The organism is Salinisphaera sp. LB1 (genome assembly GCF_003177035.1).
Classification (GTDB): domain Bacteria; phylum Pseudomonadota; class Gammaproteobacteria; order Nevskiales; family Salinisphaeraceae; genus Salinisphaera.
The window spans coordinates 1,169,577-1,194,664 of sequence record NZ_CP029488.1 but is presented as its reverse complement, the minus strand read 5'-3'; the positions used below and the strand labels follow the sequence as shown (position 1 = coordinate 1,194,664).

The window sequence follows — 25,088 nt, the reverse complement described above, 5'->3', positions numbered from 1 at the left end:
GTGGTGGGTGGGCCGGCAGCGCCGCCGGAGCCCCTCAAGTTAAGCGCACGACGCTGCGACCGGAAGCCGGCATAATCTCAACACGGCGTTCTATTTGGAGAACGATGCGTGCATGATCTGGATGATCTGTTCTATTTTTCGCGTGTAGTCGAACATGGCGGCTTTTCGGCCGCGGCCCGCGCGCTTAAACAACCCAAATCCAAGCTGAGTCGGCGGGTTGCCGCACTCGAAATACGGCTTGGCGTGCGACTGGTCAACCGCGACACGCGCGGCATCTCGCTCACGCCGATCGGCGAGGCCTTCCATGCGCATTGCCGCACCATGCTGGATGCCGCGCGCTCCGCGTTCGAGACCGTCGAACAAAGCCAGGCCCAGCCGCGCGGCACGGTTCGCCTGAGTTGCCCGCCGGGGCTGTTGTATCTGCGGCTGGCGCCGTTGATCTCGGCCTTTCTGGCCCGTTATCCCGAAGTCAACCTGGAGATCGAGGCGGTGGCGCGACCGGTCGATCCCGTGCGTGAAGGTTTCGATGTGGCGTTGCGCGTGCGGACGACACCGTTGGCCGACAGCGATCTGAACATGCGCGCGATCGCGGCCAGCCCGCATCGGTTGATCGGCGCCCCAGAGTTGGTGGCGCATCTGCCGGGCCGCGCCACAGCGCCCGAGCGCGTCGACTGGCCGGCGCTGAGCGAAAGCCGCCCGGATGGCCGTTATTGTTGGTATCTAGAGAACACCGCCGGCCTGCGTTGCGAGATCGCCTACCGGCCGCGGCTGGTGACCGACGATATGTCGACCCTGCGCCGGGCGGCACTCGACGGTCTGGGCGTGGCGCAGCTGCCGATGCTGTTCGTCGGCGACGATCTCGCCGCCGGCCGGCTGGTCAATGTGCTCGCCGGCTGGGCGCCGCCCGACAAGCTGCTGCACGCCGTGTTCGCCTCGCGCCGCGGCCAGTTGCCGGCGGTACGCGCGCTGCTGGATTTTCTGGCCGAATCCATCGGACCGAGCGATTTCGCCCGCCGGCCCCCGGCGGGCGAGGTTAGCGGGCGTTCGACAGAATGAGGTGGGTGCCGAAACCGGCCAGTGCGATGCCCACGAGCCGGTCGAACGCCGTGCGGACCCGGCTGAACAGCGCCAGCGCCGGCGGCCGGCTCAGAACCAACGCGACAACCGCGTACCAGCTCGCCGAGATCAGGGCCATCATCACGACGGCCGCCAGACTCCAGCCGATCGAGGCCTGCGGCGGCATGACGGTGGCGAACAGGCTGGATACGAATACCGCGGTCTTGGGATTGGCCAGATTGGTGATCAATCCGGTGCGAAACAGTGCGCGCGCCGCAGGCTGGTCGTGAGCCCTCGGCGGGCCGTCGCCGGGGCGGGTCGAGGCGCGCAGCATAGCGAGGCCGAGCCCGATCAGATAAGCGCCGCCGACAAGTTTCAGGCCGATATAAGCCCAGGGCGCGGCCAGAAAAAGGCCGCGGATACCCAGAGCGCCGGCCAGCCCCCAGACGAGCGTGGCCGAGGCAATGCCCGCCACCGCGAACAGGCTCGCCCGGGCGCGATGGCGGGCGGCGGTACGCGCCACCAGCACGAAATTCGGCCCCGGTGATATCGCCGCCAGCAGCCAGAGGCTGCCGAGGGCTATGAACTGATGCATGGCTCGGCCCGGTTTCTCATCGAACGAACGATGCTTAGGCGCGGATGGCGCCGGGAGAATGTGTTCCAGCCGAGCGTTAGCGCTGAGTTGGCAGGGTGGGGCGATATCGTCGAACGCCAAAGCTCACCGGCCGCTTTGGAGCGCAGCGGTAAAGCGGTCAGGTGCAGCGCCTTGTTGGGCGATCATTACCAATCTACCAGCTCACCGGAACCGCCACCTTCAGATGGAAAATCCTTGAAGTGGGGTAAATTATCTACTATAGGGAGCACTGCGTGCTGACATTGAACGTGTAACTTTGGATTGAATTCCTTACTTGGCAATAGAAACGCGTTCACGCTCCGAAGACCCATTCTCGGGATCTCCGAAAAAAGATGGGTGCCGCAAGTCTCGCAACGCATTCTTTGAGTCGTCTTCACCACAATAGGAGTGGGCGTTCCGTGAACCACTCTAACCGCTGTTGCAGGGTAAGCGGATGATGCAACATATGCGGCACCATGAGCTGCTCGACAATCATCACAGTGACAATAGGCTTGCACGACCGGTTGCCCGGTGATCTCCAGGTCAATTTTACCGCAACGGCAATGCACATCTATTGTATTCAAGTTTTTCTCCTCTCAGTCCTTACTGACGCCTAACGTTTGGTTACGGTCGCCTGGCTCAATCAAAGCCACATGCCGCCCGCGGCCTCGATGCGCTCGCCGTCGATCCAGCGCGCGTCATCGGACAGTAGCATGGCCAAGCGCTGCTCGATCGCGGCCGCGAATGGCTCGATGATCTCGATGAGATCGAAACCCTGTTCGAGCACAGGCATAACGCGTTGTCGGGCCTGTTGCGGGTCGATGTCGGCCATGCGATGGCGCGTCATCTGCTGATCCCGGAATGGCCCGGCTTGCTCGCCGCCCATCCCGGCCTGGAACTCGAACTGTCGGTCAATGACGGACCGGCCGATCCGGTACGCGGCGGTCGCGTGCGGGACGCCCAGCTCATTGCCCGGCCGCTCGGCGATATGGTGATCGTCAACTGTGCCAGTCCGGGTTATCTGGCGCGCCATGGCACGCCGCGGTCCCCGGCCGATCTCGAAAACGGCCATCGCGTCGTGCAGTACGTGCCGTGCCTCGGCCTCGGCGAGCCGCTGCCACGCCGGAAATACGTCAGCGACGGACAGACGCATCATCTGCCGCTGCCGGGCGTGATTACGGTGAACAGTACGGTGCGTATACCGATGCCGGGCCGGGCTGGGGCTGATCCAGGTGCCGCGCGCCGGCGTGCAGTGGTTGCTGGACGCCGGCGAACTGATCGAGGTGATGCCCTGCCACCGCGCCGAGCCGATGCCGATCTCGTTCGTCTACCCGTATCGGCCCAATCTGTGGCGCCGCGTGCGGGGGTTCATGGACTGGCTGGGCCCGAAGATCCAGGCCTACTATCGGCTGGCGTGACGACAGAAACCGCCCCGGTCTCGCGGCTGCGCCGGTGCGAAGCGGGGTCGCTGCATCGGAAATCGTGGGTAGGGCGGTATGGTCGGTATGGTGGAAATATCGGGCGCGGCTGCTTGCCGCTGCTTTTTCTCCGACACGCGGATCGTGCTCGGCTAGGGAGATTGACGCAGATGCAGTTACGTGAAAGCAATATCGAAAGACTCGCCAGCGAAGACGTCTACGACGCACTCATCGTCGGCGGGGGCATCAACGGTGCGGTCAGCGCGGCAGCACTGTCGGGCAAGGGCGTCAAGACCGCGCTGATCGACCAGGGCGACTTTGCCGGTATGACCAGCATGTGGTCGTCCAACCTGATATGGGGCGGCATCAAGTACATGGAGTCGTACGACTTCAAGCTCGTGCGCGAGCTGTGTGTGTCGCGCAATCACCTGATCAAGCATTACCCGTCCACCGTGCAGGAAATCCGTTTCCTGACCACGATCACCAAGGGTTTCCGCTGGCATCCGCTGGTGCTCTGGGCCGGCACCTGGCTGTACTGGTTCTTCGGCAACTGCTTCACGAAGATTCCGCGGTTGCCGTCGCTCAAGCAGGTCAATAAAGAAGAACCGGTCATCGATACCCGGCCGGCCGTCGGCTGCTTCGAATATTCCGACGCTTACTTGCACGACAACGACGCACGGTTTGTCTTCAACTTCGTGCGGCTAGCCATGAACAGCGGCTGCGCCGCCGCCAACTACGTTGAATCCACGGGTGCAACGCGCGAGAACGGCATCTGGACCGTGCAGCTGCGCGACGTGATGACCGGCCGGGAATTCACCGCGAAAACCCGCACACTCATCAACGCCTGCGGCCCGTTGGCCGATCAATACAACCAGTCGACCGATAAGAAGACCGAGCACAGCCACGTGCTCTCGAAAGGCGTTCATCTGATCGTCGACCGGCTCACGCCCAACAAGCGCGTGCTGGCCTTCTTCGACGAAGACGGCCGTCTGTTCTTCGCCATTCCCATGGGCAACCGCACCTGTATCGGCACCACCGACACGCGCACCGACGACCCGCACGCCGCCATCACCGACGAAGACATCGACTTCGTACTGGACAACATCAACGCCCGGCTGGCGCTGGATAAACCGCTGGATCGCGACGACATCATCGCCACCCGCTGCGGCGTGCGCCCGCTGGCAGTGGAAAACAGCGGCGGCCAGGATCGCGATTTCCTGCAACTCTCCCGCAAGCACGAGATCGATTCCGACATTGAACAGGGCTACATCAGCATCTTCGGTGGCAAGCTCACCGATTGCGTGAACGTCGGCAACGAAATCACCGATCTGGTGAAACGGATGGGCATCGAAGTCCGCTACCCGAAATATCGCTGGTACGGCGAGCCGGTGGATTCCGTGCGCGACGAATTCTTCCATCAGGCCCGGCTCATGAACCTCGACGGCTACACCGACCCGGCCTCGTCCGAACCGCTGTCCACGCGGCTCTGGCGCCGCTACGCCGGCCATGCCATCGGCATTCTGGAAAATATCCGCGAAGACCCGCGCCAGGCCGAAATCCTCATCGAAGGCACCGAATACATCCGCGCCGAAGTCCGCCAGGCGGCCCGCCGCGAGATGATCACCAAACTCGAGGACTTCCTACGCCGCCGCTCCAAGATCAGCCTCGTCTCCCGCCAGGAAACCATCAAGAACTCCGCCGGCCTGCTCGAAGCCTGTGAGATCCTGTTCGGCGACGACGCCAGGATGCGCTTCGACGAATACTTCCGCGAGCACCCGGTGGTCAATGGCATCGCCAAGGACCCGTCCTCCGGCCAGGCCGCAGCGGATGATGCGCCCGACGCGACCGACGCCGCCAACGCTGCCCGCGAGCGCGAGCATGGGTTCGAGACGTTGAACTGGTAACAACGCTGTCTGCCAGTGAAGCTTGTTTAATTAGCAACGAGCTAAGTAAACGAAATCGCGAATCGCCTTATTAGCGTGGCGATCGCTGCGCTTCGGCACCGATGGATGACGCCGAGGCTATAGCCCGAGCCGCCCATCGATGCGTCATCGCGACGGGGGCGTGTCAATGTTCACCGAAAACGCCCCATCCGTGAGGGCGCGCCGAGCGTTTTCTCCACGAGGGGGAGTTGCGGGCCGACGCCAGATCAGCGCCGAAACCCGGCTTTTCAACTGATGTGCCAGGCGTGCTTGAGCCGTTTCACGGTGTGGTCCCATTTCGGTGTCTTGGGTTTGCAGACGGTGTTCTGATTCCCGAACAGGCCGGACTCGCTGACGGCGTGGGCCCTATCCACCGTCTTTTCCCACGCCACCGGCACCACATATTCGGCGTGTTCATCGTCGGCGTTGGCATCCAGGTCCGAATAAGTCTCGCTCAGTTCCATTTGATCCAGTGTGCGCGGGCCGTCGGCGGTGTCGAATTCGTATTGGTCGGCGCGGCAGCGCTCGCCGGTGACATGGCCGACGCCGACATAGCCGGTGCCGGGAATATTGACCCATACGCGATCGCCTTCAGACAGCAGGTCCAGGGTGCGTGAATACCACAGGGCGCCACCGCCGGCGATGAACCCCAGCCGACGGGCGTCCTCCCAGGGCATATCGCGGTCGAACGAGACATAGAACTCGCCGTTCCAGGGCTGTTTGCTCGTCCGGCTGATGACGCGCTTCTGGCTGTCCTCCGGATCGATCATCCACGCCCGGCTCAGGTAATGGTTGCCGGCGTCCTCGAATGCCGCGAAGAACAGCGCGTTGATCGCGATGTCGGCGTGGTCGTTTAGGTAGTTGATGATCCGCTCAGTGCTGGCGTCCAGTTTGGTGGCGACCACCACGAGTTGATGGGCGTTGTTGAGCTGAATATCGGTGCTATCGAGCGGCACGCCGAAGCGATGTTCGAAGGCGGCCTCCAGAGAATCGTGGGCCCGCCCGTAGCGCTCCGCGAACGCGCGATAGATCTCGCCGATCTGTGAGGCGTCCAGATCGACGACCCACGAGGCGTAATCGATCGCCTGGGCCACGACCTCGCGCGGCGTCTTGTTGCGCTTGAGTTCGATGATGATGACGTTGCCGTCACCGTCCAGTGCCAGCAAGTCGATAAACTTGTCGAAGTCGGTCCGTACCTGCCGGCCGATCAGTAGCCAGTCCGCGTCGAGGATGGCGATGTCGTGCATCACCTGTTCTTCGAGCAGCGACTCGTCGGCCAGCCCGCTCGGCCGGAGCTTCTCCGGCTTGTCGCCGATCTTCCAGATGCCTTGTTCGATGGCCATAGGTAGCGCTAGCGATTCGTAATTAATGAATGGCTTGTTCGACGACTGCTTCGGCCATTTGGCGGCGGCTCTCGCCGGCTTGCTTAACGTGAGCTTTGATTTGATCGCATAGCATCATAAGTTTGTCGCTCTGTTTAACTAGACGTTCCTGCTCTTCCAGTGGGGGTATTGGAATAGGCATTTTTCTCAAAGCTGAAAGCGAAAGCGTTTTTTGGGCGATACCGGTTACGGATCTTTCAACGTAGTCAAATGCAAGCTGGCTGCGTAGAAAAAGTAAGACGTAAGGTATTGGTGTAGCGTCTACTGACTTCAGAATTGCGATATGTCGTTGCACACAGAAGGCCTTATGCGACGTTACGGGTGCAGAGATGCCGTAAGACCCAGTTACCGTGTACAACAGGTCGTTTTTGCCGGGGCGACGGGCCCAATCCAGAGATTCGTAGTACTCGGACGGCACATGCCTGCAGCCGTGGAAGTTAATCGATCCCGTATTTACGTTGCCGATCGTTAGAAACGGTATTCCGGACGCTGATTTGGGAGGGGCTTGATGATCTCCGTCAGTTACGATCGCGAAAAGATCTTCTAGCACGCCCCACTGCCACCCTTTTGGAAGCGAGAATAGTTCGGCACTTTTTGATGATCTTCTTGATTGAGCTGGCTTCCGAATCTTATTTAGCTGTACTAGGGACTCTCGCTGTTCCGCTATTGCGTCTAATAAAACAGCAGGTGGTTCAGTATTTCCTGCTTGGTTCGTTAGCCGACCAGAAATCGCCAGCTGAATAACGCTTCGTTTGAGGCGTTCGACACTTTGTTCGGAAGTAAACAACGTGTCGAAGTGGGCGGCGAGGCGGGCCCAGTTGTCGGCCAGTTCATCGGCGTCTTGCGATTGCGTGAGCGTGTCGAGCAGGGCGTCGACGAGCGTTTCGTGAGCGGCGTGCTGATCGCGGGTCTGCTGCTCCAGCCGGTCGCAGAGCGCCATGAGTTCGTCGACTTTCTGGACGATGCGGTGTTGTTCGGCTAGTGGCGGTAACGGAATGGGGTCCGTGGCGAAAAAATCCTTTGGTAGTCGCTTCTGACCGGCGGTGCCTGTCATGCGCGCTTCGCCGCGAATAAGAAAACCGGGCGATTTCAAACAGTAGAGAATAAAAAAAGGATCGATTGTCGACCCGTATGGCCTCGCGACATGAAGTTCGGTCGTGCCCGCACCAATACCGTTGTGAAGGTTTCGAAAGACAGCCGCTTTGCTGTTTTCAAAGCAAGGGGTGATCTTTGCGAGCGCAATATCGCCATCGGCGAAATGCGTATAACCCTTTTTGATAGCTGACCACTGCCGCTTCTCTTGGCTATGTCCGCCGGTATGCGAAGTCGTTATCAGTGGCATCGGGATGAACGATACTTCTGTCTGATCTTCAGCCCTGTTCCTTGGGCTGATTTGAGCAATCGTGCCAAGCCGTGTCCATATCCAGTTCGAAGGTATATCGAACCTGGCTTCGTCTTCAGAAACCGCTGGTAGTTCTTTTGTTTTTTTGATCTGCCCGTCGGCTTGGAGCCGGGCTTTTTTCTCAGTTATTCGCTTCAACAACGTCTGGGCGGGTTCGTCGCTGTCGTGCTGCGCTACAAGCTTGCCGCGCACTGCAAGCTCGAGAATCAGTTCCCTCAGCTTCTTGATCCCGGTCGTCTCGACTTCACCGTTGCGAGCACGCCCGCCGGCCGACTTGCTCTTAACTACCCGCGTCCACAGATCCAGATGCTCGGTAATGAGCAGCTCCACACTCATGCCGAACGCCGCGCCTGCTCGGATTCGTCTTTAGGCGCCAGCGCTTCGCCCAGAATCGTCTTCAACTCGTCGCGCAGGGCCTGCATTTCGGCCTGTTGCTGTTCGTATCGCGCCAGCAGTTCGTCCGGGTCGTGGATTTCTTCTTCGATCTGGAACGGGTTCTTGATGTCCAGGTTGTAGTTGCGCGCGCGAATCTCGTCGATCGAAACTTTCCAGGCCTGTTCGGTTTCCACACGGGCCGCGAAGCCGTCGGCCTCGGTGCCCCACCAATCGATCTCGGTCTGGAATTCTTCGAACCGCATCGGTTTGGTTTTGCTGTAGTTCTTATAGCCCTCGGGATAGGGATGTTCGTAGTACCAGACGGTTTCGGTCGGTTGCCCCTTGGTGAAGAACATCAGGTTGGTCTTGATGCCGGTGTAGGGATTGAACACGCCGTTGGGCAGGCGAACGATGGTGTGCAGGTTGCACTCCTCGAGCAGTTTTTCCTTGAGGCGGGTTTTCATGCCTTCGCCGAACAGAAAGCCGTCAGGCAGCACGACCGCCGCACGACCGCCTTTCTTGAGCAGTTGCAGAAACAGGGTGAGGAACAGATCGGCCGTTTCGCGCGTGCGGAAGGCTTGCGGGAAGTTGTCCTCGACGCCGTCTTCTTCCATGCCGCCGAACGGGGGATTGGCGATGATCGTATCGACCCGGTGTTTCGGGCCCCAGCTGATCAGTGGGTAGGACAGGGCGTTGTCGTGCTTAATCTGGCTCGGCGTGTCGATGCCGTGGAGGATCAGGTTCGTGGTCGCGAGCAGGTGGGGCAGCGGTTTCTTTTCGATGCCGTGGATGGTGCTTGCGATCGTTTCTTCATCCTGCGGTGTCTGTACGTAGTTGCGGCGCTTGTGTTCGATCGCACCGGTGAGGAAGCCGCCGGTACCGCAGGCCGGGTCCATCACGGTTTCGTCCAGCTTCGGGTCGACGCGGTTGACCATGAACTCGGTCACGGCGCGCGGAGTATAGAACTCGCCCGCGTTGCCGGCGCTTTGCAGGTCCTTGAGGATCTGCTCGTAGAGATCGCCCAGCTCGTGGCGCTCGCTGGATTTGTTGAAGTCGACGCCGTCCTGAATCTTGTTGATGACCTGCCGCAGGAGCTGGCCGGACTTCATGTAGTTGTAGGCATCCTCGAAGACATTGCGGATGACCAGGCCGCGGTAATCGTTGCCCTGGGCCTGCAGGTTCTGCAGCCCGGGGAATAGCGTATTGTCGACGAAGGCCTTGAGCTTTTCGCCGGTATCGCCTTCCGGGTCAGCCGCCCAGTTGCGCCAGCGCAGGTGCTCCGGCAGCGGCGAGCGGTAGTCGTCGTCGAAGGTTTCCCACTCCTTCTCGCGATCATCGTAGATCTTGAGAAAGAGCATCCACACGAGCTGGCCGATGCGCTGGGCGTCCCCGTCGACGCCGACATCCTTGCGCATGATGTCCTGGATGGATTTGACGGTCGTGCTTATGGACATGACTTAATGCTCGAAGACGTGTTCGCGATGGTGTTGCAGATAGCTGTCGTGCGCTGTTTCGATGCTGCGCAGGCGCATATCCGCGGCGATACCGAAGGCCGCCGCGTTGGCGAAGTGACGGCTGATACGTATGGCGCCAGTCTCTTCGAAAGTGATCAGCCCAGCATCGAAAGCCGCGTCCAGGTTCGCGGTCAGTAACAGACCATTGTAAACGTCGAGGCGTTCCACGTTGGTCGAGACCCTCCAAGGTTTGGCGTGAGAGGCGCGGAGCATGGTGAGGTTCTCGGCGCCCGTGACCGCGCAGCCTGCCCAGTAGTCGATAAGCGATTTCCGGAACTTGCCCTGGCCGAGGCGGGCGTCGATAAGTGCCTTGCGAGTCGTGTTATCTGCGGGCAGATCGCGCCGCTGCTCCTCGATGTCGTCGAACGCGGTTGGGGCACCCCGATAGGCCGCCGGATCGATGACGGCAAGTAGCGCGTGCAAGGCTTCTTCCGACTCGACATTAGTCTCGTAGCCATACGTGATCGGCGTCTTCCCGGTGTGTAGACGTTTGGGATAGCCGGCCATATTCGAGTTGTGAAATGGGTCCGACCACTGAACTGACAGTCCATCAATCTTGTCGATGTCCGTGCTCTTCGCTGCTAGCGTCGGATTTAAGACAAGCGGTGCTTCGTGCGCGGCAGCCGTTCCATCCATTCCAGACGTCTTCAGGTAGACCCGTACGCCATTCGTCGTTTCCAATCCTTTTATACGTGGACGGTCGCGTTCAATCTTAAGCCCTGCCCGTTCTAGCGCGCGGCGTATCTGATGTGAGTCGAGCATTTAGGCATATAACTCCTGTTCGAGATCGCGTACCGCGGCGAGGTATTCTTCCTTGCCACCGAATGCGCCGAGCAATTCCATGGGCGAGCCCATCCGGCTGAAGGGATCGAGCTTTAGGACTTTCACGTCCTCGATGGGTTCGATGCCGGTATCAGTGTATTTGGTCAGCAGGGCCTCGAGGACGGCGCGACTGGCACCTTCGTAACGCTTGAAGTAGTCGTTCTTGCGCACTTGTTCGGCACGCTCGCGGCGACTCAACGGCGGCTGATCGTAGACGATATGGCAGATGACATCGAACGGGTCGGGTTCGGCGCCCAGTTTCTCACCGACATCCTCCATCAGGTCGTGCCAGAACACACCCTTCTCGGCCAATTCATCGATGATGGCCTGCTTGCGGTCGGCCGCTTTCCAGCGGTGCAGGAAGTCGTCGAGCGAGCTGAATTGCTCGCGAACCTTCTTGCGGGTGTAGTCCTTGAGGCTTTCGGTAATCAGCTTGCCGTCCGGGCCGAGATACTGGACGCGCTCGGCGACGACGTTTACTTCGACGTTATCCACCACATAGCGGGTACGGCCGGTAGTTTTTTGATTATCTGCGTTCCAGTCGGCATCGGTATCGTCGGAGTGCCATGCTTCGCCGGAATCGATGCCATAGTTTTCCGGCTCTTCGGCGATCGCAGGTGTGTCGGGGTTGGTTCCTTGCTCGTCATCAGGCACAACGGATTGGCCGGTGTCGGGCTCGTAAATCTTGACTGGGTCGCCGTCGAAGTCGCGGTCGGCAAACAGCTCGGTCGCTTTCTTGAAGTCCAGAATCGTGAACCAGTGTTTGTTGAACTCGTCGTTGATGCGCGTGCCGCGACCGATGATCTGCTTGAACTCGGTCATGGACTGAATGCGTTGGTCAAGTACGATGACCTTGCAGGTCTGGGCGTCGACGCCAGTTGTCATTAGCTTGCTGGTGGTCGCGATGACGGGGTAGGACTCTTCGGGGTTGATGAAGTTGTCGAGCTCTGCCTTGCCTTCGGTTTCGTCGCCGGTGATTCGCATCACGTACTTGCGATTTTCCCGTACCCGTTCCGGGTTGAGATTGATCAGCGCCTGGCGCATGCGCTCGGCGTGATCGATGTCTTCACAGAAGACGATGGTCTTTTGATATGGGTCGGTCCTGGCGAGGAACTCGGTTACTTTCGTTGCGACCGTGGTTGTGCGCTTTTCCAGTATCAGTTGGCGGTCGAAGTCTTTTAGGTTGTAAATACGGTCTTCGATGAGATGGCCGTGCTTGTCGGTCTGCCCATCCATCGGCCGCCAGCCTTGCAGATCCTTATCCAGATCGATGCGTACGACCTTGTAGGGGGCAAGAAACCCGTCCTCGATTCCCTGTTTGAGTGAGTAGGTGTAAATCGGCTCGCCGAAATAATCGATGTTGGAAACGGCTTTGGTTTCCTTCGGCGTCGCCGTGAGCCCGATATGCGTGGCGCTGGAAAAGTGGTCGAGAATCTGCCGCCAGGCCGAATCGGCGTCTGCGCTACCGCGGTGGCATTCGTCGATCACGATGAGATCGAAGAACTCCTGAGAGAACTGTTTGTAGATGTTCTTTTCTTCCTCGCTGCCTGATACGGCCTGGTAGAGGGCGAGATAGATCTCATAGGACTTGTCGACCGTGCGATTGGATACCTTGGTCATGGCCTGACCGAACGGTTTGAAGTCGTTGTTCTTGGCCTGGTTTACCAGCACGTTGCGGTCGGCGAGAAATAGGATGCGTTTCTTCTCCCCGGCTTTCCAGAGCCGCCAGATGATCTGGAAGGCGGTGAAAGTCTTGCCGGTGCCCGTTGCCATTACAAGGAGAATGCGATTCTGACCCTTGGCAATAGCTTCGACGGTGCGATTGATCGCTACGGTCTGATAGTAGCGGGGCGTTCTGCCGCTGCCGTCGTCGTAGTACGGTTCTTCCACAGCCGGCTGTGCAGCTTCGCCAATTCCCTTGTGTTGGCAGTAGCGCCGCCAGAGTTCGTCGGGTGATGGAAATTCGTCGAGCGTGAGTGGTGTTTCCGTATGCTCCGATAATCCGGTGCGATCGTGGAACAGAAAGCCGTCGCCGTTGCTTGTAAACACGAACGGTACGTCAAGAGCGTCGCTGTACGAAAGGGCCTGTTGCATGCCGTCGCCAAGCGCATGCGTGTTGTCTTTGGCTTCGATGACTGCGATGGGCTGGTTTTTCTGGTAACTCAGCACGTAGTCAGCGCGTCGGCGGCGCCCGCGTGCATGCAACCGCCCGCGTACAATAATGCGGCCTGCCGTGAACGAGAATTCCTCGCGGACCTGGGTCTGCAAATCCCAGCCAACGCGTTCGAGCGCCGGCGTAATGAATTTGGTGCAGATATCACGTTCGCTGAAGTCTGGCTTATTCAAGCCGTCCCCTCGGTCTAGTCCCCCGGAACCTGACTTTAACGTATTGTTGCGCCGCTGCGTGGCGCTGCATGCGTTTTAGAAACAAGCGTATGAGGCGTGTGCAACAGAAGGTTCGGGGGTGACGTCGGCCCGGAAGTCACGAATCCACGCGTCGTGCATCGGTCTACTCTAGCTGTCTGCAAAGCTGGGGCGGGATCGAAAACGCAGGCGTTGAGCAGGACGATGAACTGCATCAGTCGTCCATATTGTCGTCCTGAGCCTGCTCGGCGAGTTCCGCCAGCAGCTTTCTGCTTTCGGCCGCTGCTCCTGTTGATAGGTAAAGATATCTTCGTAATGGATATGGCGATGCGAGCCGGTTTTGGTGTGCTGGATTTCGCCAGCTTGCAGGAGCCTGATCAGATGGGGCCGGGAAACATTCAGCATATGGACCGACTGCTGCGTGGTGAGTTCTGCATGCGTCGGCACGATCGCGATCGCATGCCCTTCGGCCATAGCGGCCAGAAGATGACGCAGCAGGGCGAGGACTGCGTATTCGGCATCAGGTCACGACGTGGAAGAGGTTTCTGCGGCTATGCGTGTCTCGCGATGACGTCGTTGGAGTGTCAGTCAATTCGCGATAAACGAAACAGGCGATTCGTGTCCTGAGTTGGGCGCCTGAAATGGGGTGGTGGAACCGATTCGGCAGGCCTTGCATACAGGCTTTTAGGTGCGACGAAAACCGGCCTGAATCGGCACCAGCGCGGCGGCGGCCTCGTTTTGGTCGAATAGGGTCGGGTCGAAGTCGGAACCGATCGCTTCGAGCAGCATTTCGCCGTGCTCGTCCGCATGGCCGGCGAGGGCGGCCTTGAATGCCTCGTAACCGGGAATGCCGCCGATATCCTCGGGAGGACAGGCCATGGCGCCGTCCAGTACGCGAGGGCACGGGTTGGAGTTTTCCAGCCCGCTTTGTTCGACGACGATCCGGTGTTCCCATCCGTCGCCGAAGTCGTAGAGGTAGTGGAATTCGTTCTTCTTCAATCGCGCCACCAGCGTTTGCAGCTTCAGATTGGCTGCTTGCGCGACGTCATCCATGCCGGGAACACCGAACGGGTCAGGCTCGCCATAGCGACGCCCCTCACACTCGAATTCATAGAGGTGGTCATCTTCCCAGCCCATGACGAGCTGGATGACGTCGTGCAGGCGGCGCAGGTTGATCTGTGCCGGGACGAGCACACGTCGCCAGACGAGCGGGTCGGTGTGCAACAGTTCGATGCGAAGAACGATGTCGGTCATGCCAGGCTCCGGCAATCGATAGCGGCTTCCAGTGATGCCATTAGGCAGCGGTCGGCACGGTTATTACTGGCCCGGCGCCATATTTTTTATTGGCCGTATCGGAATCGGCGCCAGGCAATATGCGAGTGACCGCTGTGTATCCGTTACATAAAGAAGGTGGCTTGCGCTCCATGGTGGCGCAAAGCCCACAGGTTTGTCATGCCCCGGATCGACGATTGATCGGCTCTGAGCAATGCGCTTGGTCGGGGCAATTGAGGGCACGCTGCTTGCGACGCCTACGACGAAAGTTGTTGAACAATAGTCTTTCTGGATTGTTCAACAATTGCTAGATTCGATCGTGGGCTTTCCGGCTCGCCTATTCCCACTGGAGTGACACATGGCAGATGCGCTTTCGAACGGCCGGATGATGTCCGGGGCCAGGCGGACGGCGATGCTGGGCGCGGTGTTCCTGATGGCCACGAGCGCCATCGGGCCCGGGTTCATTACCCAGACCACGGTGTTCACGGTGCAGATGGGCGCGGCGTTCGCGTTCGCCATTCTCGTGTCGACGCTGCTGGATATTGCGGTGCAGCTCAATGTCTGGCGTGTGGTCGGCGTGTCGGGGCTGCGTACGCAGGAGCTCGGCAACCGGGTGGCGCCCGGGTTGGGCTGGTTTTTGTCGGCGCTGGTGTTTCTCGGCGGGGTGGTGTTCAACGTCGGTAACATCGCCGGTGCAGGGCTGGGCGCGAACGCCATGCTCGGCGTGGACCCCAAGATTGGCGGTGTGGTTTCGGCGGCAATCGCGGTGGGCATTTTCTCGATCCGCAAGGCCGGCGTGGCATTGGATCGTGTGGTGATGGGGCTCGGCGCGGTGATGATCGTGCTGATGCTCTATGTGGCGTTCGTATCCAGCCCGCCCCTGGGCGCCGCACTCACGAACACAGTGCTGCCGAGCCAGATCAATTTCCTGGTGATCACGACACTGGTCGGCGGCACGGTCGGCGGCTACATCACTTATGCCGGGGCGCACCGGCTACTGGATTCCGGTGCCAAAGGTCCGGAATATGCAGGCGAGATCGCCAGGAGTTCGGTGCTGAGCATCGTCATTACGGCCGTGATGCGGGCATTGTTGTTCCTGGCGATTCTGGGCGTGGTGGCGGGCGGTGCGCATATCGCCGGCGAGAACATGGCCGCGGATGCCTTCAAAGCGGCGGCCGGCGACATCGGCATGCGCGTGTTCGGCGTGGTGTTGTGGGCGGCGGCGCTCACTTCGGTGATTGGTGCGGCGTTCACGTCGGTATCGTTCATCACGCTGTCGAGCACCGCGCCGCGTACGCGCCAGTGGGTGACGGTGGTGTTCATCGTCTGCTGTGCCGCGATCTACGCCGCGCTCGGGCAGGCGCCGCAGGTGCTGTTGATTTTCGCCGGCGCCTTCAATGGGCTGATCTTGCCGGTGGGCTTCGGTCTGCTGCTGTGGGTGGCCTGGCGCCGGCCCGATCTGCTTGGCGGTTACGCGTATCCGCGTTGGCTGCTCGGCGTGGGGGCGATCGCCTGGCTGCTTACGTTGTTTCTGGGCGTCAGTTCGCTGGGCGGGCTGGAGAAGTTGATGGGCTGAGCCGGCGACGGCCGGCGGCGCGCGGCGCGCAAAACGCCGGCCCAACTCGACTGTAGTTTGGGTTAAATCGAGGAGGCTCGTGCTCAGCGGCCTCGATCGCGACACCTCGCTATTTGCCGCGTCCATCCCGTCATCGCGTTGCGGCCAAATGCCCGAGCAGTTCGGTTTCTGCCACGTCCAGATATTGGCGCAGGCGCTCGGCGGCGTCCTGCCGCCGGCCGGCGCGTAGCAGGGCGACCAGTTCGCCGTTGCGTTCGACGTAATGGCTGTGGAAGTCGGGCATGGACGCCATCGCGTGGAAGATCAGGCGCATTTCGGCCAGCACGCGTTCCATGAGCCGTTCGAGCGTGCGGCTGCCGGTGAGCGTGACGATCGCCTTGTGCAGCGCCTGGTTGGCGTCGGCCATGGCCGTGATGTCGCCGGCATCGCGGGCACGGTGCGCCTGATCGATGATCGCCGCCATATGTGCGAGCGCGTCTTCGCTCGGCTGGCCCCAGAGCACCGCGCCGGGTTCGATCGCACGGCGCACGTTGTAGATTTCGCGCACGTCGTCTGGGCCCGGTGAGGCGACGAACACGCCGCGGTTGGGGATGCGCCGCACGATCGATTCGGCCGCCAGCATGGTGAAGGCTTCGCGCAGCGTGTTGCGCGAAACCCCAAGAGCGGTCGCCAGCGCCTGTTCGGACAATCGCGAACCCGGCTTGAGCTGCCCATCGGCGATTCGCGTGCGCAGGATGCCCGCAACCCAGGCGCCGGTGTGGGCGTGTTCGGCCCGCGGCTGGTCGTCGATCGTGACTGGTGTGCTGTCGCGCAAATTCATGGTCCTGTTTCGGCGTTCTGGCGGCGAAAGCGCGATGCTACTCGATGCGGCCCAGCGCCTCGCCGTTGGTCACGCGATCGCCAGGCTGTTGTTCGCCGCGTGAAAACCGCCCGGCGCGCGGGGCGGCGACGGTGGTTTCCATTTTCATTGCTTCGAGCACGGCCAGCGCCTCGCCGGCGGCGACTTCGGCGCCGTCTTCGACCACCCATTTCACGAGATTGCCGCTGATGGAGGCGACGACCTGCGATTCGTCGGCCGCGTCCTCGCCGGCGTCCGGCGCCCCGCTCGCCGTGCTGTGCTGGCCGGGATGCATCAGGGCCGCATAGAGCGCAGCCGGCAGGCCAAGCTGTACCGCGCGGCCATCGACATCGATCGTCAGTTTTTGTCGCGTGCCATCCGGCGTGGCGGCCGCCAGCTCCGGCGACGCGGCCAGCCGCTGCCTGAATTCGGTCTCGATCCAGCTTGTGTGGACGTCGAAGGTGTGGGCATCGGTGAACGCCGGCTCGTTGAGCACGGCGCGATGAAAGGGCACGACGGTCGGCAGGCCTTTGATCACGAGCTCGTCCAGCGCGGCCCGGGCGCGTGCGAGCGCCTGAGGGCGCGTCTCACCATGCACAATCAGCTTGGCCAGCAGGGAGTCGAAGGTCTCCGGCACCACCGAGCCGGAGCGCACGCCGGTATCGATACGAATGCCGTGGCCGGTCGGTGCTTCGAAAGTTTCGACTGTGCCCGGGAACGGCAGGAACCCGCGCGCCGGGTCCTCGGCGTTGAGACGGAATTCGAAGGCATGGCCGCTCGGTTCGGGGTCCTCGGTCACGCGCAGTGCCTGGCCGTCGGCGATCCGAAACTGTTCGATCACCAGATCGATGCCGCTGGTGGCCTCGGTGACCGGATGCTCGACCTGAAGGCGGGTATTGACTTCGAGAAAGGAGATTTCGCCCTCGTGGCCGACCAGGTATTCGACGGTGCCGGCCCCGGTATAACCCGCCTCGCGGCAGATCGCCTTGGCCGAGCGATGGATTTCGGCGCGCTGCGCATCGCTGAGAAACGGCGCCGGGGCTTCCTCGACCAGCTTCTGGTTGCGCCGTTGCAGCGAGCAGTCGCGCGTGCCCACGACGATGATATGGCCGTGGGTATCGGCCAGGATCTGTGCTTCGACGTGCCGCGGTTTGTCGAGAAAGCGTTCCACGAAGCATTCGCCGAGGCCGAAGGCCGTCTTGCCCTCGCGCACCGCCGAATCGAAGGCGTCCTCGATATCCTCGGCGCGGCGCACGATCTTCATGCCGCGTCCGCCGCCGCCGAACGCTGCCTTGATGATAATCGGCAGCCCGTGTGCCTCGGCGAATTCGCGCACCGCATCGGCATTGTCGACCGGCCCGTTCGAGCCCGGCACCAGCGGTGCGCCGGTGGCGACCGCGATTTCGCGCGCGGTGACCTTGTTGCCGAGATCGCGAATCGCCTGTGGCGACGGCCCGATCCAGATCAGCCCGGCATCCATCACCGCCTGGGCGAAATCCGCGTTCTCGGAGAGAAAGCCGTAGCCCGGGTGTACCGCATCCGCGCCGGCGTGTTCAGCGACGTCCAGCAGTTTGTCGATATTCAGATACGTCTGTTCGCCGGTGGTCCCCTCGAGGCCGTAGGCGGCATCGGCCAGACGCACGTGCAGCGCATCGGCGTCGTTGTCGGCATAGACGGCCACCGAGGCGAGCTCAGCATCGCGGCAGGCCCGCACGATGCGTACGGCGATTTCGCCGCGGTTGGCGATCAGTACTTTCTTCATGGCGATTCCTCGGCCGGCGGTCGGCCGTCGTCCTGGTCGTCTTCGATCGGCGCCAGCGTGTCTGGATCGACCACCGCGAAGCGCACGGCCTCGCCCGGCGCGATCTGGGCGGCGAGGGGCAGGTCTTCGGCGATGACCACGGCGATCACCGGATAGCCGCCTGTAACCGGATGATCCTTCAGAAACAGCACGGGCAGGCCCGACGGCGGTATCTGCAGGGCGCCGGGCACCGTGCCCTCGCTCGGGAGTTCGCCGTCGCGGTCGCGCTCGAGTGCCGCGCCGTTGTCGTTGTCGGTGTCCAGATCCAGGCGTACGCCGACACGGTTGGACTGCTCGGTCGCGCGCCAGCGCTGGCGGGTGAAGCGCGCCCGGGTGGCGGGGCTGAACCAGTCGTCTCTGGGGCCGAGGACGATGCGCAGCGCGACGGTCTTGTCTTCGTCGCGCTCGGCGAGGGTCGTGGGTTCGGGTGCGCCGACGATATGCGACGGTCCGGCGGCCCCGACCGGCAGCACGCGGCCGGCGGCCAGCGGTTCGGGCCCGATGCCGGACAGGGCATCGTGCGAACGGCTCCCCAGCACGGCCGGTACATCGAGCCCGCCGCGCACGGCGATATAACTGCGCAGGCCCCGTTGCGGCGTAGCCAGCGTCAGTGTTTCGCTATCGTGCAGGGCGAACGGCGCCCGGAGCGGGGCCGTGCGCGGGCCGCGTTCGCTGTCGATCGTGGCTTGCGTGTCGGCGCCGGTCCGGGCCAGCGTTAGATCGCCGCGCGCACGGATCGTCAGGTCGCCCAGCAGGGTTTCGATCACCGCGTCGTCGGCCCGGTTGCCGACCAGCCGGTTGGCCTGGCGCGCCGCGGCTTCGTCGGCCGCCCCCGAGACCGATACGCCGAGATGGCTCAGCCCGGGCCGGCCGAGATCCTCGATCAGCGACTGCAGGCCGGGGTCCACGATCTCGAGGGCCGGTTTGGCGACGGTGTCCGGTGCCTCCGCGCGGGCTGTGGTCTCGTCACCCTGTTCGCGCTGCAGGCGGTCGACGGCTTTGTAGCGCACGAGATCGCCGGCCTGGATCAATGCCGGTTCCTCGCGCTCGATATCCCAGACGCGCGCATCGGTCCGGCCGATCAGCTGCCAGCCGCCGGGCGAGCGGCGCGGATACACGGCGCTGAACGGGCCGGCCAGGGCCACCGAGCCGGCCGGTACGGCGGTACGCGGCGAATCGCGGCGCGGTACATCGAGCGTGTCATCCTCGGCGGCGAGATACACGAAGCCCGGGGCGAAGCCGCTGAAGGCGGCGCGCCACGTCTGGCGCGTATGGGCTTCGATCACGCCGTCCACGCCAAGCCCGGTCAGTTCGGCCACGGTTTCCAGATCCTCGCCGTCGTAGACCACCTCGATCTCGACGGTCTTGCCGTCGGCCTGCTCGATCGGCGGAGCGTGGATGTCGTGCACGGCGGCGTGGGCCCGGGCCGCATTGCGGTGCGAGTCGCACTTGATCAGCAGCGTCTTCGCAGCCGGCACGAGATCGATCTGTCCGGGCAGGGGGCGATCGAGCAGATATGCATGCAGGGCAAGCACCTCGTCCAGCGTGTCCCGCTCGACCAGTACGGCCCGGCTGCCGACCCATCGTATGGGGCCGCCGCTCATACGAAGCTGCGGATCTCGATTCCGGCGTCCGCCAGCGCGCGACGCACGGCCGCGGCAGTCGCCACGGCATGCGGGCTGTCGCCGTGCACGCAGATGCTGGCCGCATCGACGTGGATTTCGGTGCCGTCGCGCGCGATCAGCACGCCCGCCTTCGCCAGCCGGATCATGTTGGCGGTGATGGTGTCGTCGTCCTCCAGTACTGCGTCTTTCTCGCGCCGCGAGACCAGCGTGCCATCGGCGTTGTAGGCGCGATCGGCGAAGGCCTCGACGATCCCGCGCAGGCCCTGATCTTCGGCTTTCTTGAGCACCACGGCACCCGGCAGGCCGAGCACAGGCAGGCTGCCGTCGTAGGCCCGGATCGCGTCGACGACGGCCTGGGCGTGCGCCTCGTGGGCCACGACGGCGTTGTAGAGCGCGCCGTGTGGTTTAACGTAGCGCACGCGCGCCCCGGCGGCCCGGGCGAACGCATCCAGCGCGCCGATCTGGTAGAGGATATCGTCGGCGAGTTCGCTTGCCGAGCAGTCGAGAAAGCGGCGGCCAAAGCCCGCGAGATCGCGATAGGACACGTGTGCGCCGATGGTCACGCCCGCGGCGACCGCGTCGCGACAGGTTTGGGCGAGCGTGGACGGGTCGCCGGCATGAAAGCCACAGGCTACATTGGCGCTGGACACCGATTCGAAGATCGCGGCATCGTCGCCGAGGTGCCAGCGGCCGAAGGATTCGCCCACGTCGCTGTTGATGTCGATGGCCGTCATCGCGAATAGCCTCTGCTGCGGTATCTTGCTAAACCATGCCTCAGCGTCTTAGATTGTTCAACAATCACGCGCGGCCCGGCACCGGGATATTCCCAAGCGGTGGCCGACGGCCCCATGTGTAAAACCGTGTGGCGTGCGTTTTTGTAGTCGTTGCGTTGTTAGGCGCGATGGAAGTTGGTCTCGATCGCGGCCGGATCGAGCCCGCAACAGCGACGCCGCGCACACTCGAATTAATGGCTGTGTTCGTTCCCCCAGCCCATGATTGAGTTGGATTACATGGTGCAGGCGGCGCCGATTGATCGGTGCCGGGACGAGCGTACCCAGTGATGCTATTCGACGGTGGTCAGCATGTGCATCACCAGCCGGATCATCACATCCTTATTGGCCGGGTCGGATTCGGCGACAAGCAATGTGAGCGCGGCCAGGCCGACGTCGTTGATGAGGACGTTGCCGTTGTTGTCCAGCAAGCGATTGTTGCGATACAGAAAATCGACGAACAGGAATGCCGCGCTGCGCTTGTTGCCATCGGCGAACGGGTGGTTCTTGATCACAAAGTAGAGCAGGTGGGCGGCCTTGGCTTCGATGGTGGGATAGGCGGGTTCGCCGAATACGCTCTGATCCAGATTGGTCAATAGGGCGTCGAAACCGTCGCCGCGTTCGCGGGCGAAAAGATCGGTGGCTTCGCCGCGCTCGATGAGATCGGCCTTGAGATCGGCAAGCGCCTTGCGCGCCTCGGCCAGGCTCGGCAGGCGTCCGCCAGTCTCGGCTCGTGGTTCGGTGAGCAGGCCTTCGTCGTAGCGCTGAAGCAGCAGAAAGGTTTGCGCGTAGCGGGTCGCGATATCGACCAGGCCGCGGCCTGTTGTGGCATCGAGCGCTGGGCTTTGGGCGGTCTGCCGCAGCAGCCGCATCGCGGCGTCGAGTTCCTGCGCGTTCGTTTCGAAGCGCTGTCGCGCGAGCGTCCAGCCTTGTACAAGGTGTTCGCGCAATACGCGCGTTGCCCATTGACGGAACTGTACGGCGCGCTTGGAATTGACGCGGTAGCCGACCGAGATGATGGCGTCGAGGTTGTAGTGTCGGATCTCTCGCCGGACCCGGCGTTTGCCTTCCTGGCGAACTACTAAGAAATCCTTAGTAGTTGCCGATGCCGCCAGTTCGCCGTCGGCGTATATGTTTTGCAGATGCATCAGCACGTTTTCCGGTGAGGTGCCGAATACCTCGCCCATCTGCCGTTGTGTCAGCCAAACCGTTTCTTGCGATGTGTCCAGTCGAACTTCGACGGATTTGTCATCGTCTTGATAGATCAGCAGCGGCGCTTGTTTGTTATCACTCATCCGCAGACGGCTCGCCCGAATAATTCACCACGCGACCCAGTTCGCAGCAAAACCCGCCACAATGCAATCGGCTGTTCCGGTTTACCGAACCGGTATCACCGTCAACGATCGCACCCCCTGGGCACCGCGTACCAGCACGCCCTCGATATCCGCCGTGGCCGATGGGCCGGTGTGGAAAACCGTGTAGCGGGCGGTTTTGTAGTCGTCGCGCCGGTAGGCCCGGTGCAGGTTGGTCTCGATCGCGGCCGGGTCGAGCAGGACGACGAGGTGCTGGGCGAGATAGGCCACGGCGTTGGCGGTGAGTTCGGCTTCGGTAAAGCACACGCTGCCGGTTTCGGCCACACCGAAGCGCGCGCGCAGCACGGCAACATCGACATCGTGCAGCGACGCCGGGGTGTCGTCGGCGCGGACGGGGCGGTTGCCTTTAATCTCGCCTACGTTCGAGGCGATGATGCTGTTGGCGTCGAGCCGGTCGGCGAGCGCCCGGCGCAGGGTGGCCTCAAGGGGCTCGCCCGCTTCCGGCTCGGCCCAGGCGCCGCCCATTTTTTCGAGCACGGCGATGAAGCGGCCTTGCAGGCCGGCCGTATCGGCCGGATAGTCGCCGTCGTAGTTCGGCACGTCGGGGGCTGGAGCCGAGAATTTGGGTTTGTTGGCGCGGATGTCGGCCAGGATTTCGTTGCGGCCTCTCATTCGCTATCTCCGCTCGCGCTTTCGGATTGGTCCATGCGATGTTTGCGATACCAGTCGTGGAAGCTGCCCTCGGCCGGCACTTCGGGCAGGTCGCGGACCTGGCCCCAGGCGTTGAGCTTGTTGTAGAGCGCCCAGTCGGGGAGATGCTTGAGCGCCGAGTGGGCGGATTTGATCGCCGTACGGTAGGCACGCGGCGAGGCCAGCGTACGCCCGGCGGCGGCGAGCGTGGATTTCTTGGTCCACGGGATCATGTCGTCCTCGGCCAGCACCTGGCGCCATTCGAAGATCTGCTCGTGGATGTTGATCTTGACCGGGCAGACATTGGTGCAGCTGCCGTTGAGCGTCGAGGCGAACGGCAGGTTGGAATAGCGATACGCGTCGATCGACGGGTCGAGAATCAGCCCGAGCGGGCCGGTGTAGGTCGCGCCGTAGGAGAGCCCGCCGGAGCGGCGAAACACCGGGCAGGTGTTCATGCAGGCCCCGCAGCGGATGCATTTCAGCGACGACCAGAAGCGTTCGTCCGCCAGGCGCTTCGAGCGACCGTTGTCGACCAGCACGATATGCATTTCGCCGCCCGACTTGGGCGCGCGAAAGTGCGAGGTGTACTGGGTGATCGGCGAGCCGAGAGCGGAGCGCGACAACAGCCGGATGAACACGCCCAGGTCGGAGAGCTTCGGCACGATCTTTTCGATGCCGATGGAGGCCACATGCAGATTCGGCACGTTGGCCGAGAGATCGGCGTTGCCTTCATTGGTACAAACCACGAAGCCGCCGGTTTCAGCGATGGCGAAGTTGGCGCCGGTCATGCCGGCATCGGCATCCAGAATCAGCGGGCGGGTGGCCTGGCGTTGCTGCTCGGTGAGGTAATGCGCGTCGTCGTTGTTCGGGTCGGAGCCGAGTGTCTTGGCGAACACCTGCGAGACGTCCGAGCGCATCTTGTGTACGGCGGGCACGACCACGTGGCTCGGGTCCTCTTTGTCGAGCTGCTGGATGCGCTCGCCGAGGTCGGTTTCGACGATATCGATGCCCACGCCTTCCATGTAATGGCGGAAGCCGCATTCCTCCATCAGCATCGACTTGGACTTGATGACCTTTTTCACGCCGTGGCGGGTAAAGATCTCGTGCACGATACGGTTGTGATCGGCGGCATCGCCGGCCCAGTGTACGTGCACGCCGTTGGCCGCCGCATTGTCGGCGAACTGCTCCAGGTACTTGTCGAGATGGGTCAGCGCATGGGTCTTGATCTGGCTGGCCAGATCACGCAGTTCCTCCCATTCCGGAATGGTTTCCATCGCCGTGTCGCGGCGCTGGCGCATGGCCCAGACGCGTTCGTCGTGCGATTGGGCGTGGACCGGAGAGTGCAGGAACTCGCGCGCCGCACCCGCGTGGTCGACTCGCTGGCCCGGGCGGGCCTTGGCCGGTTTCGGCTGGGCTTCGTGCACGGCCTCGGCGGAATTGAGGGTCTGGTTCGGATCGGGCGTACTCATGCCGCGCTCCCATTGAGGACTTCGGCGATGTGCTTGAACCGGATCGGCGCACCGATGCGTTTGGCGCAACCCTGCTGGTGCATCAGGCAGGAGGTATCGGCGGAGACTATGTACTCGGCGCCGGCGCGGCCATGATCGGCGATCTTGTCGCGGCCCATGCGGCCCGAGACTTCCGGCTCGGTAACCGAGAACGTGCCGCCGAAACCACAGCATTCATCCGGCCGGGCCGGGCTGACCAGCTCGATGCCCTCGACTTTTTCCAGCAAGGCGCGCGGCTTGGAAAAATCCGGCCCGCGCAGCTCGCTCGGTTTGCCGTGGCCGAGGTTGCGCAACGTGTTGCAGGAATCGTGGTAGCCGACCTTATGCGGGAATTTCGCCCAGGGAAAGGCGCCAACCTTCAATACGTCGTGCAGATACTCGACCAACTCGAACGTGTTGGCGCGCACGTGCTGGACCGCCGCGGTCTGCTCGACCGCGGTGAGGTTGTCGCGAATCTGGTGCACGCAGGAACCCGAAGGCGCCACGATCACGTCGTAAGCGGCGAAGTTGTCCACGAACAACTGCTCGGTCGCCGCGGCTTCCGCGTGGCAGCCGGAGTTGACCATCGGCTGGCCGCAGCAGGTCTGGTCGAACGGATAATCGACCGCGCAGCCAAAACGCTCCAGCAACTCGAGCGTGGCGATGCCGACCTGCGGATAGAAGGCGTCGATGAAACAGGGGACGAACAAACCGATGCGCATGAGCCACCATTACCGGGTGCGGAACAACCAGACTAGCGCGTCTGGCGCGAACGGCAATGGTCCCGACGCGCATCGGCCGATGCGATCCGTCATCCGGGAGATGCACATGTTTCGAAAAGACCGGCC

The 25,088-nt window shown here is 62.3% G+C and carries 21 protein-coding genes and 1 pseudogene; 4 read left to right on the top strand and 18 right to left on the bottom strand.

Translation table 11 applies throughout. The features are described 5' to 3' along the window. Nucleotides 1–108 precede the first annotated feature (108 nt). A complete protein-coding gene (locus SALB1_RS05410) occupies nucleotides 109–1,056 on the top strand; it encodes a LysR substrate-binding domain-containing protein (protein WP_109992931.1) in 948 nt (315 codons plus the stop codon). Here SALB1_RS05410 and SALB1_RS05405 read toward each other — a convergent pair. From SALB1_RS05405 to SALB1_RS18675, 3 genes are all read right to left on the bottom strand, one after another. Next, nucleotides 1,034–1,651, bottom strand: a complete 618-nt coding sequence (locus SALB1_RS05405) for a LysE family translocator (RefSeq protein ID WP_109992930.1) — start codon at nucleotides 1,649–1,651, stop codon at nucleotides 1,034–1,036. The genes SALB1_RS05410 and SALB1_RS05405 overlap by 23 nt on opposite strands. Nucleotides 1,652–1,836: 185 nt before the next feature. Next, nucleotides 1,837–2,187, bottom strand: a complete 351-nt coding sequence (locus SALB1_RS19840) for a GFA family protein (RefSeq protein ID WP_370453246.1) — start codon at nucleotides 2,185–2,187, stop codon at nucleotides 1,837–1,839. A 125-nt stretch (nucleotides 2,188–2,312) separates the two neighbouring features. Further along, the gene (locus SALB1_RS18675; RefSeq protein ID WP_145961237.1) at nucleotides 2,313–2,516 is read right to left on the bottom strand and encodes a hypothetical protein; all 204 of its coding nucleotides are present in this window, start codon (nucleotides 2,514–2,516) and stop codon (nucleotides 2,313–2,315) included. On the opposite strand from SALB1_RS18675, the pseudogene SALB1_RS19835 reads away from it, so the two are divergent. Together SALB1_RS19835 and SALB1_RS05395 are read left to right on the top strand one after the other, a co-directional pair. Further along, a pseudogene (locus SALB1_RS19835) lies at nucleotides 2,505–2,696 on the top strand (LysR family transcriptional regulator); the annotation flags it as partial. The gene SALB1_RS18675 and the pseudogene SALB1_RS19835 sit on opposite strands and share 12 nt — an antisense overlap. A gap of 561 nt (nucleotides 2,697–3,257) precedes the next feature. Then, complete coding sequence (locus SALB1_RS05395; RefSeq protein ID WP_370453245.1) at nucleotides 3,258–4,991, top strand: FAD-dependent oxidoreductase; 1,734 nt, start codon at nucleotides 3,258–3,260, stop codon at nucleotides 4,989–4,991. 266 nt (nucleotides 4,992–5,257) lie between these two features. On the opposite strand, the gene SALB1_RS05390 is transcribed toward SALB1_RS05395, so the two are convergent. The 7 genes from SALB1_RS05390 to SALB1_RS05360 form a co-directional block, all read right to left on the bottom strand. Then, nucleotides 5,258–6,352, bottom strand: a complete 1,095-nt coding sequence (locus tag SALB1_RS05390; RefSeq protein ID WP_109992927.1) for a hypothetical protein — start codon at nucleotides 6,350–6,352, stop codon at nucleotides 5,258–5,260. 22 nt (nucleotides 6,353–6,374) lie between these two features. After that, nucleotides 6,375–8,129 (bottom strand): restriction endonuclease subunit S, encoded by a 1,755-nt coding sequence (locus SALB1_RS05385; RefSeq protein WP_109992926.1) that lies wholly within the window; start codon nucleotides 8,127–8,129, stop codon nucleotides 6,375–6,377. Then, nucleotides 8,126–9,622: a class I SAM-dependent DNA methyltransferase gene (locus SALB1_RS05380; protein ID WP_109992925.1), complete on the bottom strand. Its 1,497-nt coding sequence runs from the start codon at nucleotides 9,620–9,622 to the stop codon at nucleotides 8,126–8,128. Before SALB1_RS05380 ends, SALB1_RS05385 begins: the two co-directional genes overlap by 4 nt. A gap of 3 nt (nucleotides 9,623–9,625) precedes the next feature. Next, nucleotides 9,626–10,444, bottom strand: coding sequence for an HNH endonuclease (locus SALB1_RS05375; protein WP_109992924.1), 819 nt, complete (start codon nucleotides 10,442–10,444; stop codon nucleotides 9,626–9,628). Next, nucleotides 10,445–12,850: an EcoAI/FtnUII family type I restriction enzme subunit R gene (gene hsdR, locus SALB1_RS05370; protein WP_109992923.1), complete on the bottom strand. Its 2,406-nt coding sequence runs from the start codon at nucleotides 12,848–12,850 to the stop codon at nucleotides 10,445–10,447. A gap of 168 nt (nucleotides 12,851–13,018) precedes the next feature. Next, entirely contained in the window at nucleotides 13,019–13,342 is a 324-nt protein-coding gene (locus SALB1_RS05365) for a helix-turn-helix domain-containing protein (RefSeq protein WP_109992922.1), read from the bottom strand. A 210-nt stretch (nucleotides 13,343–13,552) separates the two neighbouring features. Next, the gene (locus SALB1_RS05360; protein WP_179950708.1) at nucleotides 13,553–14,122 is read right to left on the bottom strand and encodes a plasmid pRiA4b ORF-3 family protein; all 570 of its coding nucleotides are present in this window, start codon (nucleotides 14,120–14,122) and stop codon (nucleotides 13,553–13,555) included. 376 nt (nucleotides 14,123–14,498) lie between these two features. Here SALB1_RS05360 and SALB1_RS05355 point away from each other — a divergent pair, with 376 nt between their 5' ends. After that, complete coding sequence (locus SALB1_RS05355; RefSeq protein ID WP_199678704.1) at nucleotides 14,499–15,716, top strand: NRAMP family divalent metal transporter; 1,218 nt, start codon at nucleotides 14,499–14,501, stop codon at nucleotides 15,714–15,716. A gap of 130 nt (nucleotides 15,717–15,846) precedes the next feature. On the opposite strand, the gene SALB1_RS05350 is transcribed toward SALB1_RS05355, so the two are convergent. From SALB1_RS05350 to SALB1_RS05315, 8 genes are all read right to left on the bottom strand, one after another. Further along, nucleotides 15,847–16,536: a GntR family transcriptional regulator gene (locus SALB1_RS05350; RefSeq protein WP_109992919.1), complete on the bottom strand. Its 690-nt coding sequence runs from the start codon at nucleotides 16,534–16,536 to the stop codon at nucleotides 15,847–15,849. 37 nt (nucleotides 16,537–16,573) lie between these two features. After that, nucleotides 16,574–18,316, bottom strand: a complete 1,743-nt coding sequence (locus SALB1_RS05345) for a biotin carboxylase N-terminal domain-containing protein (protein ID WP_109992918.1) — start codon at nucleotides 18,314–18,316, stop codon at nucleotides 16,574–16,576. Next, nucleotides 18,313–19,959 carry a 5-oxoprolinase/urea amidolyase family protein gene (locus tag SALB1_RS05340; protein WP_109992917.1) on the bottom strand — a complete coding sequence of 549 codons (1,647 nt, stop codon included), beginning with the start codon at nucleotides 19,957–19,959 and terminating at the stop codon, nucleotides 18,313–18,315. The genes SALB1_RS05345 and SALB1_RS05340 overlap by 4 nt, the downstream gene beginning before the upstream one ends. Further along, nucleotides 19,956–20,714 carry a LamB/YcsF family protein gene (locus SALB1_RS05335; RefSeq protein WP_109992916.1) on the bottom strand — a complete coding sequence of 253 codons (759 nt, stop codon included), beginning with the start codon at nucleotides 20,712–20,714 and terminating at the stop codon, nucleotides 19,956–19,958. The genes SALB1_RS05340 and SALB1_RS05335 overlap by 4 nt, the downstream gene beginning before the upstream one ends. 329 nt (nucleotides 20,715–21,043) lie before the next feature. After that, nucleotides 21,044–22,045 (bottom strand): virulence protein RhuM/Fic/DOC family protein, encoded by a 1,002-nt coding sequence (gene rhuM, locus SALB1_RS05330; RefSeq protein ID WP_109992915.1) that lies wholly within the window; start codon nucleotides 22,043–22,045, stop codon nucleotides 21,044–21,046. An 81-nt stretch (nucleotides 22,046–22,126) separates the two neighbouring features. Beyond that, on the bottom strand, nucleotides 22,127–22,735 hold the full coding sequence (locus SALB1_RS05325; protein WP_109992914.1) for an LUD domain-containing protein: 609 nt from the start codon (nucleotides 22,733–22,735) through the stop codon (nucleotides 22,127–22,129). Continuing rightward, nucleotides 22,732–24,222, bottom strand: a complete 1,491-nt coding sequence (locus SALB1_RS05320; RefSeq protein ID WP_109992913.1) for a lactate utilization protein B — start codon at nucleotides 24,220–24,222, stop codon at nucleotides 22,732–22,734. The genes SALB1_RS05325 and SALB1_RS05320 overlap by 4 nt, the downstream gene beginning before the upstream one ends. Next, complete coding sequence (locus SALB1_RS05315) at nucleotides 24,219–24,962, bottom strand: (Fe-S)-binding protein (RefSeq protein ID WP_109992912.1); 744 nt, start codon at nucleotides 24,960–24,962, stop codon at nucleotides 24,219–24,221. The genes SALB1_RS05320 and SALB1_RS05315 overlap by 4 nt, the downstream gene beginning before the upstream one ends. Nucleotides 24,963–25,088: the final 126 nt, after the last annotated feature.

What these genes read in the sequence shown, in the direction of transcription:
- SALB1_RS05390 (WP_109992927.1), bottom strand. Translation starts at nt 6,352, where the DNA reads ATGGCCATCGAACAAGGCATCTGGAAGATCGGCGACAAGCCGGAGAAG.
- SALB1_RS05405 (WP_109992930.1), bottom strand. Translation starts at nt 1,651, where the DNA reads ATGCATCAGTTCATAGCCCTCGGCAGCCTCTGGCTGCTGGCGGCGATA.
- SALB1_RS05380 (WP_109992925.1), bottom strand. Translation starts at nt 9,622, where the DNA reads ATGTCCATAAGCACGACCGTCAAATCCATCCAGGACATCATGCGCAAG.
- SALB1_RS05350 (WP_109992919.1), bottom strand. Translation starts at nt 16,536, where the DNA reads ATGAATTTGCGCGACAGCACACCAGTCACGATCGACGACCAGCCGCGG.
- SALB1_RS05375 (WP_109992924.1), bottom strand. Translation starts at nt 10,444, where the DNA reads ATGCTCGACTCACATCAGATACGCCGCGCGCTAGAACGGGCAGGGCTT.
- SALB1_RS05325 (WP_109992914.1), bottom strand. Translation starts at nt 22,735, where the DNA reads ATGAGAGGCCGCAACGAAATCCTGGCCGACATCCGCGCCAACAAACCC.
- SALB1_RS05355 (WP_199678704.1), top strand. Translation starts at nt 14,499, where the DNA reads ATGGCAGATGCGCTTTCGAACGGCCGGATGATGTCCGGGGCCAGGCGG.
- SALB1_RS05365 (WP_109992922.1), bottom strand. Translation starts at nt 13,342, where the DNA reads ATGGCCGAAGGGCATGCGATCGCGATCGTGCCGACGCATGCAGAACTC.
- SALB1_RS05315 (WP_109992912.1), bottom strand. Translation starts at nt 24,962, where the DNA reads ATGCGCATCGGTTTGTTCGTCCCCTGTTTCATCGACGCCTTCTATCCG.
- SALB1_RS05395 (WP_370453245.1), top strand. Translation starts at nt 3,258, where the DNA reads ATGCAGTTACGTGAAAGCAATATCGAAAGACTCGCCAGCGAAGACGTC.
- SALB1_RS05320 (WP_109992913.1), bottom strand. Translation starts at nt 24,222, where the DNA reads ATGAGTACGCCCGATCCGAACCAGACCCTCAATTCCGCCGAGGCCGTG.
- rhuM (WP_109992915.1), bottom strand. Translation starts at nt 22,045, where the DNA reads ATGAGTGATAACAAACAAGCGCCGCTGCTGATCTATCAAGACGATGAC.
- SALB1_RS05345 (WP_109992918.1), bottom strand. Translation starts at nt 18,316, where the DNA reads ATGAAGAAAGTACTGATCGCCAACCGCGGCGAAATCGCCGTACGCATC.
- SALB1_RS05385 (WP_109992926.1), bottom strand. Translation starts at nt 8,129, where the DNA reads ATGAGTGTGGAGCTGCTCATTACCGAGCATCTGGATCTGTGGACGCGG.
- SALB1_RS18675 (WP_145961237.1), bottom strand. Translation starts at nt 2,516, where the DNA reads ATGACGCGCCATCGCATGGCCGACATCGACCCGCAACAGGCCCGACAA.
- SALB1_RS05360 (WP_179950708.1), bottom strand. Translation starts at nt 14,122, where the DNA reads ATGACCGACATCGTTCTTCGCATCGAACTGTTGCACACCGACCCGCTC.
- SALB1_RS05340 (WP_109992917.1), bottom strand. Translation starts at nt 19,959, where the DNA reads ATGAGCGGCGGCCCCATACGATGGGTCGGCAGCCGGGCCGTACTGGTC.
- SALB1_RS05335 (WP_109992916.1), bottom strand. Translation starts at nt 20,714, where the DNA reads ATGACGGCCATCGACATCAACAGCGACGTGGGCGAATCCTTCGGCCGC.